The organism is Luteibacter sp. P4_E6 (assembly GCF_056401535.1).
On sequence record NZ_JBFUJE010000175.1, the window covers coordinates 1 to 7,638 of the forward strand.

Genomic DNA, 7,638 nt, shown 5'->3' on the forward strand with positions numbered 1-7,638 from the left:
GGTCTCCTCTGTGGGGAGCACAACGTCGCTGTTCCTGAGAGGTGAGTCAATACTTACGGAAACGGCGCCATGGCGGCATTCAGAAAGGTGCATGAAAGGCGAAGAAGCGCAAGTTTTTACGGTCCTCCGCGAGCAGGCTTCGCCGATGAATCGGCTCCCACTTTTTTATAATCGGCCGTCCACGCTGTCCTGGGGGAGGACGGATTTTACGTCGTAGACGACGGCGCCCTTCCTGCCGAACCCGCGAATCTTCTGCGGGCCGAAGGCGCGGAATTCATCGTGAGCCACGGCGACGATCACGGCGTCGTACACACCCTCTTCGATGGCGTCGATCGTGCGTACGCCGWACTCCCGCGAGCACTCCTCGTTGTCCACCCACGGGTCGTACACATCGACATTCGCCATCGACTTTTTCAGGTCGCGGACAATATCGATCACGCGCGTGTTGCGTAGGTCCGGGCAGTTTTCCTTGAAGGCGAAACCGAGGACGAGTACGCGCGCATCGACGATGTGCAGGCGACGCTCACTCATCAGGCGAATGACACGGTCCGCCACGTAGGTGCCCATGCGGCTGTTGATGCGACGTGCGGCGAGGATCAGCTCCGGGTGGTAGCCGGTGACTTCCGCCTTGTGCGTGAGGTAGTACGGGTCGACGCCGATGCAATGTCCACCGACCAGGCCGGGCCGGAATGGCAGGAAGTTCCACTTCGTGCCGGCCGCCTCGAGCACTTCGCCGGTGTCGATCCCCAACCGGTTGAAGATCAGGGCGAGCTCGTTGACCAGGGCGATGTTGACGTCTCGCTGCACGTTCTCGATGACCTTGGCCGATTCGGCAATGCGGATCGACGATGTCTTGTGCGTGCCTGCGCGGATGATCGTGCGATACAGCGCGTCCACGCGATCGGCCGCTTCGGGGGTGGACCCCGAGGTGAGCTTGCGGATGTCCACGACACGACGCGCATGGTCGCCCGGATTGATGCGCTCGGGACTGTAGCCGCAGTGAAAATCCACGTTGAAGACCAGGCCGGAGCCGGCCTCCAGGAGGGGCACGCAGATCTCTTCGGTCGTGCCCGGATAGACCGTGGATTCGAAAATCACCAGGTCGCCATGGCGAATGACCCCACCGAGCATCCGGCAGGCCTTCTCCAGCGGCTCGAGATCCGGGCGCTGTGCCTCGTCGATCGGCGTGGGCACGGTGACGATGTAGACGTTGCGGTCGGCAAGATCGGCGATGTCGCCGCTATAGCGCAACCGGGCGGCGGCCGAGAGCGCGTCGCCGGTGACCTCCATCGTATGGTCGTGCCCGGCGCGGAGCTGCTCGAGCCGGGCCGGGTCGATATCGAAGCCAAGGGTATCGAAGTGCCGGCCGAATTCGACCGCGAGCGGCAGTCCGACGTAACCGAGACCGATGATGCCGATCCGTGGATCAGGGGTAAGAGCCATGGGGCGCCCGGGCGTCCAAAAGAAACGAAGCGTACACGCCGGAGCGGTGGCTTAGTACCACCGCCCAGGCAGAAGGCCTCACGGACGGACGGCGGTCACCTCGATCTCGACCAGGAAGTTGGGGCTCGCGAGCCCCGCCACCTGCATCGCAGAGCGCGACGGCAGGTTCGGCTGGGCCGGGGTGCCAAAGAATTGCGTGTAGCCCGCCATGAAGCCGCCGAAGTCCATCTTGCCGCCCTTAGCCGGGTCCCCCACCAGGAAAACCTGCATCTTCACGACATCGCCCAGGGACAGCCCCATGCCCTTGAGCTGCTTGTCGATCGAAGTCAGGACGCCGATGGTCTGGGTGCGGGTGTCGCCATAGGCTTGCGGCGTGTCCTTGGGCGCCGTGGTGTCGGCCACGGGGGGCACGGCGCCGCTGAGGAACACCAGGGTCTTGCCCGCCGGGATTTCCACCGCGGCCGAGATCGGGAACGTGCTGTTCGGGATCTTGTGGCGAACCACGTCGGCGGCGAAGGCAGGTGCCACGGCCATGAGCAGCAACGGTACGAGGATGACTCTCTTCAACATGTCACATGCCCTCCGAGGGCGGCTTGGCAGGATGAAACGGTGTGACGTCTTCGGGCTTGAGGGTGTCGGTATAGGCATTGCCGAAGTGCGTGCGGACGTAGTTCACGACGCCGGCGATCTGCGCGTCGGACAAACCGTTGCCGAACGACGGCATGGCCCCGCGCCCGTTGATCACCATCACGACGGGATAGGCGGCGGAGGCGAGCTTCGGATTATTCGCAAGCGCCGGGTAGTGACCGGCACCGACCGCGCCCTTGCCGTCGGGCATGTGGCAACCCTGGCAGATGTGTGTGAACAGCTGTTCGCCCGTCGCATGCGGAATGTCCTTGTCGGCGATGAAGGCGGGGTCGCTGTTCTGTGCGTGCACCGCGCTCGCGACGAGCCACGCGGACATTATGATCGCGCGCCTCATGAGCGACCTCCCGCGCCGGCGCGCGCATGCAAGGCATCGATCGCCGAAAGCGACGAGAGGATCGCACCCTCCTGCCAGGCCGGCAGGTAGGACGCGTGCTCACCCGCCAGCACGATGCGTCCATCCATCGAACAGATATCCGCATAGTGCTTCGCACGACTCGCGTCGTTCCATCCACCGAAGCAGCCCAGCGTGAACGGCGAACGATGCYAGGCGACGGCCATGCCGTTCTCGAACGACTTCGTGTATTGGGGGTGGATCATCGCTCCCTGCTCGACGCCCTTGCGCACGCGCTCGGCCGGTGTGAGTGACGTGAACTCGAACGCCTCCGTCGAGAACGTGTAGGAACCCAGCAACACGCCCTTCTTCGTGCCGAACCCGTGACTTGGGTACGAAATCATGCCGATCGGAAGGTCGGTGCTGGTGATGCCACCGTAGATAGCCTCGTCCTCCTCCCAGAAGCGACGATCGAACTGCAGGCCGACCTTCGACGACGCCCAATAGGGAACGGCCGAGATCGCCTCGGCCTTGGCCGCCGATACCTGGATCGGGATCTGACTGAGGATGGACAAGGGAATCGTGCACACGCACCAGTCCGCCTTTGCCTGGCGTGGCTGGCCCGCGGACCCCGCGTCCTCATAGGTCACGGTGACGCCGTGCTCGTCCTGGGCGATCGCGGTGACCTTGGCGTTGTAGGTCACGACATGGCCGATGCGTTCGACGAACGCTTTCGAGATCGCATCCATGCCGCCGATCGGCTGCATCAGCGTGGTCTGGTATTCCTGCTGTTCGTTGGTGCCTAGCGAAGCCCATAGTTTCGCGTGCAATACATCGGACAGGCCATTCGGCCGGGAGAACTCGGGTTTACCGTCGGGACCGCCGCCGGCATGTTTGGCAAAGCCGCGGCGCTCGCTGCTGTCGCGGCCTTCGACATAGCGAAACTGCTTGTCGAGGCCACCCAGTTCTCGCAATGCTTCAAGCAGGACTTCGCGATCCTCCTTGCTCACCAGGTCGTCGAGCCGACCCTTGTCACTCGCCTTTGCAAGCAGCTCCGCAACACCGCCGTTGAGGTCGGCTTGCACTTCGCGCAGACGTTGCGGCTTACCGCCGTACGCGCTGACGCTATGCAGGTAGGCATTGTGATTGACCTGCACGAAGGGCTCGAGCGGAATGCCGAACTGGCGGCAGTAATCGAGCACGCCGTGATGGTGGTAAGGAATACGCCATGGCCCGGGATTGAAGTACAGGCCCTTGTCGAACGCGCACACCTGCTTGTGTCCACCCAGCTCGGTGTACTCATCGCCACCGCGGAGTGTCCAGTTGCGACCACCTGCGCGAGCGTTGTACTCCAGCACCTGGACCTTGTAGCCCGCCTTACCCAGCTCGTAGGCCGCGACCAGGCCAGCCAGACCGGCACCGAGGATGAGAACCGTGCCGCGCCCCGTGCCCTGCAAAGGACCCGACCGACGGTACGGCGATTCCGCGGCAAAGCCAAGGTTGTTCATCGCCTGGTACATCAAGGCGCCACCGCCTGCGACGCCGATCATGCGCAGTAAATCGCGACGCGTCATGGACGCGGACTTACAGTCGTCTTCCATCCACCCACCCCCGATAGCGGCCCCGTGCAACCAAGATAACCACACGTTGCATTGCACAACAACCGCCCCATCACTACGCACCAAACGGGTGCTATGACAGGCCCACGCAAACGTTCTAAGCTCGCGGATAGCCCCGTTTCGCAGAGCCCGCATGACCACCCTCGAAGAACGCTCAGCCGCCCGCCTCGCGTGGGCGCGCCACGTCACCGGCCAGCACGAACTCCTGCTGGAAAGTGCCTCGGCCGATGCCAGCTTCCGTAGCTACTGGCGCGGCTATGTCGATGGCCAGCCGGTGATCGTCATGGACTCGCCGCCGGAAAAGGAAGATCCTGCGCCCTGGGTCGCCATCGGCAAGCGACTGGCGGACGCCGGCCTGCACGTACCGACGGTGATGGTCGCGGACCTGCAGCAAGGGTTCCTGCTCATCGAAGATCTCGGCACGCGTACGTACCTCCCGGAACTGGACGATCACACGGTCGACGCCTTGTACGGCGATGCACTCGACGCCCTGCTCCGCATGCAGATGCACGTAAGCACCGAAGGGCTACCCGCCTTCGATCACGCCTGGCAGACCATGGAAATGGAAATCATGCCGGCATGGTTGCTGGAGAGGCATCTTGGCGTGACGCTGGAATGTGGCGAGTGGGACATCGTCGAGAACGCGTTCACGGCCATCATGCACGCCATCGCCGAGCAGCCGCGCGCCTTCATGCATCGCGACTTCCACAGTCGCAACCTGCTGGTGACCACGGAGCGCTCGCCCGGTGTGATCGACTTCCAGGGCGCCATGTCGGGACCGCTCACCTACGACCTCGCCTCGCTGCTTCGCGACGCGTATATCGTCTGGGACAACGAGCGGGTGGAAGGCTGGGTGGAGGCTTACCGCCTGCGCCTGCTCGATGCGCACCTGCTCGAGGAGAAGGTGGATGCCGATCGTTTCCGCCGCTGGTTCGATCTCACCGGCCTGCAGCGCCATATCAAGATCCTGGGGTTGTTCTGCCGGCTGTGCTATCGCGATGGCAAGCCCGGTTACCTCGACGACCTGCCCCGCGTCTTGCGCTACGTGCTGGATACCGCCCGCCGGCATGCCGACGTCGCGCCGTTGGCGGACCTGATCGAAACGAAGATCGGCCAGCGCGACATCCGCGTCCCGGTGAAGGCATGAGGCATGCGCTGATCCTCGCCGCCGGACTCGGCGAGCGCATGCGTCCGCTCACCACGCATACGCCAAAACCGCTTCTCGAGGTGCTTGGCAAGCCACTGATCGTGCATCACATCGAAAAGCTCGCTGCCGCCGACGTGCGTTACATCGTCATCAACACCTCGCACCTCGCGGACCAGTTCCCCAGCGTGCTGGGCGACGGCTCGCGGTGGGGCGTGCGACTCCGGTATTCCTACGAGGGCCCGACCCCGCTGGAAACCGGCGGCGGCATGCACAACGCCCTGCCCCTGCTTGGCCCGGAGCCCTTCATCGTCGTGAGCGCCGATATCTGGAGCGACATCGACTACACCGCGCTACCCCGTGAGCCCGAGGGCGTCGCTCACCTGGTCATGGTCGACAATCCCGATTTCCACCCGGGCGGCGACTTCGCGCTGAAGGATGGACGGCTATACGAGGGAGACGGGCCGACCGGCGCGGAGCGCCTGACTTTCGGCAACGTTGGCGTTTACCGGCGCGAGATCGTCGAGGACGAAGTCGCGGGGCGCTTCAAGCTGCTGCCGATGTACCAGCGCGCCATCGCGGCGGGCCGGCTTTCCGGTGAAAAGTACAGCGATTTCTGGCGCAACGTCGGGACACCAGCGCAGCTCGACGAACTGCGAGAAAACCTGGACTCCCGACGCGCGTGATCAGACGTGCTAAATCAGATCAGGCTTACTGGATCGTTTCGGTGCTCAGTGCACGCAGGCGCTCATGACCCATGGCGAACGCTTCGTTGAATGCACTGGTGATATCGTCGAAATCGTTGGTACCGGTGTTGGTTTCGATCTCTTCGCCGACGTGATCCAGGATCCGGTAACTCGACCGGTAAACCTGTCCACCGCCGTCGTCGTGATACTTAACCGCCTTGGCCACCACTCTGAACTTACTGTGATTTTCCATTGCGCTTTTCCTTCCCCTGTACCCCGATACTGACCGGGGAAGGTGACGGTTGCAAGTGACCCGCATTTCGGGATGAAACGGGCGGCGCGACACGCCAGATGGCGTTGCCGACGTCGTCCGCGACCAGTAGTGCGCCACGCCCGTCGATTGCTACGCCAACCGGGCGGCCATAGGCTTCTCCCTCGGCGCCGAGGAAGCCGGAGAGGACGTCTTCGGGCATACCAGATGGACGTCCATCCGTGAATGGAACGAAGACGACCTTGTAGCCACTGAAGGGGCGCCGGTTCCATGAACCATGCTGCCCGATAAAGGCGCCGTTGACGTAGTGCGACGGCAATACACCCCCACCGGCGTAGAAGGCCAGGCCCAGCGACGCGGTATGCGCCCCGAGCGCGTAATCGGGAACGATGGCCTTGCCGACCATGTCGGGCCGCGGAGGAACGACCCGCGAATCGACGTGGTTGCCGTACCAGCTATACGGCCAGCCGTAGAACCCGCCTTCCTTCACCTCCGTCATGTAGTCGGGAACGAGGTCGCTGCCCAGTTCATCGCGTTCATTGACAGCGACCCAGAGCGCCTTGCTTTGCGGCTGCCAGCCCATGCCATTCGGGTTACGCAGTCCCGAGGCGAAGACGCGCGAGGCGCCGGTGACCGGATCGATTTCGAGGATGCCGGCGCGGCGGTCTTCAGCCGGCATGCCGTTCTCGGCGGCGTTGCTGTTCGATCCGACCGTCACATAGAGCGTCTTGCCATCCGGGCTCGCGATGACGTTCTTCGTCCAATGGTGATTGATCGGACCCGCGGGGAGATCGGCGATCCTGACGCCCGGCCCCGTGGTCGCGGTGGCCCCTTCGCTGTAGTGAAAACGCAAGAGGGCGTCGCTGTCCGCCACGTAGAAATCGTTGCCAACGAGGACCATGCCGAAGGGCGAGTGCAGGCCGGTAAGGAAGACCGTGCGCGTTTCGGCGACGCCATCGCCGTCGGTGTCGCGCAGCAGCGTGATCCGGTTCGCGCTCGGTGTCACCGACCCGGCACGCTTCATCGCCTTGCCCTGGACCCAACCACGGATGCCCTTGCTGTCGTCCGGCTTGGGCGGCGCATTGGTCTCGGCGACCAGTACGTCACCGTTGGGCAGCACGTAGATCCACCGTGGATGATCCAGGCCACGGGCGAATGCCGTCACGGCAAGCCCACTGGCGGCCGTCGGCGTCGTTCCTGCCGGCCATCCCTTCGCATCGGCAATGTGCAGCGTGGGAATCAGTCGCTTGTCCGGCGTTGGCAAGGTCGGTTTCGGACCCATGCCCGCTTCGCCCGGCAGCCTTGCACTCTCTGTACAGGCGCCGAGCGCGGTGGTCAGGGCGGCCAAGGTCATCAGGCAGGCACAACGCATCGGAAGGTCCCTCGTCGGTCAAGTGACGAGTGGACGCCTCACCCCGGTTGCTGCACGTGAAGGTCCGTGCCGGTCAGCCGCCTGGCGTGCCTTCCGCAGCCACCGGCATGGCGCTGCCGACCGC

Annotated in this window: 7 protein-coding genes and 1 pseudogene; 2 read left to right on the top strand and 6 right to left on the bottom strand. The window is 64.0% G+C overall.

Annotated elements, in window-relative coordinates; translation table 11 throughout:
• Nucleotides 1–165: 165 nt before the first annotated feature.
• The 4 genes from AC1DT2_RS11945 to AC1DT2_RS11960 all read right to left on the bottom strand — a co-directional run bounded on the left by AC1DT2_RS11945 (nucleotide 166) and on the right by AC1DT2_RS11960 (nucleotide 3,996).
• Nucleotides 166–1,443 (bottom strand): nucleotide sugar dehydrogenase, encoded by a 1,278-nt coding sequence (locus AC1DT2_RS11945; RefSeq protein WP_477296407.1) that lies wholly within the window; start codon nucleotides 1,441–1,443, stop codon nucleotides 166–168.
• A 78-nt stretch (nucleotides 1,444–1,521) separates the two neighbouring features.
• The gene (locus tag AC1DT2_RS11950; protein ID WP_477296409.1) at nucleotides 1,522–2,013 is read right to left on the bottom strand and encodes a RidA family protein; all 492 of its coding nucleotides are present in this window, start codon (nucleotides 2,011–2,013) and stop codon (nucleotides 1,522–1,524) included.
• Between the two features lies 1 nt (nucleotide 2,014).
• Entirely contained in the window at nucleotides 2,015–2,407 is a 393-nt protein-coding gene (locus AC1DT2_RS11955; protein ID WP_231873980.1) for a c-type cytochrome, read from the bottom strand.
• A gap of 14 nt (nucleotides 2,408–2,421) precedes the next feature.
• Nucleotides 2,422–3,996 carry a flavin monoamine oxidase family protein gene (locus tag AC1DT2_RS11960; protein WP_477296412.1) on the bottom strand — a complete coding sequence of 525 codons (1,575 nt, stop codon included), beginning with the start codon at nucleotides 3,994–3,996 and terminating at the stop codon, nucleotides 2,422–2,424.
• Between the two features lie 178 nt (nucleotides 3,997–4,174).
• Here AC1DT2_RS11960 and AC1DT2_RS11965 point away from each other — a divergent pair, with 178 nt between their 5' ends.
• Both AC1DT2_RS11965 and murU read left to right on the top strand, forming a co-directional pair.
• A complete protein-coding gene (locus AC1DT2_RS11965; protein ID WP_477296414.1) occupies nucleotides 4,175–5,188 on the top strand; it encodes an aminoglycoside phosphotransferase family protein in 1,014 nt (337 codons plus the stop codon).
• The gene (gene murU, locus AC1DT2_RS11970) at nucleotides 5,185–5,871 is read left to right on the top strand and encodes an N-acetylmuramate alpha-1-phosphate uridylyltransferase MurU (protein ID WP_477296416.1); all 687 of its coding nucleotides are present in this window, start codon (nucleotides 5,185–5,187) and stop codon (nucleotides 5,869–5,871) included. The genes AC1DT2_RS11965 and murU overlap by 4 nt, the downstream gene beginning before the upstream one ends.
• Nucleotides 5,872–5,896: 25 nt before the next feature.
• Here the strand turns inward: murU and AC1DT2_RS11975 are convergent, their stop codons facing one another.
• Nucleotides 5,897–6,124, bottom strand: a complete 228-nt coding sequence (locus AC1DT2_RS11975) for a hypothetical protein (protein WP_046966000.1) — start codon at nucleotides 6,122–6,124, stop codon at nucleotides 5,897–5,899.
• A gap of 82 nt (nucleotides 6,125–6,206) precedes the next feature.
• A pseudogene (locus tag AC1DT2_RS11980) lies at nucleotides 6,207–7,496 on the bottom strand (PQQ-dependent sugar dehydrogenase); the annotation flags it as partial.
• Between the last annotated feature and the right edge of the window lie 142 nt (nucleotides 7,497–7,638).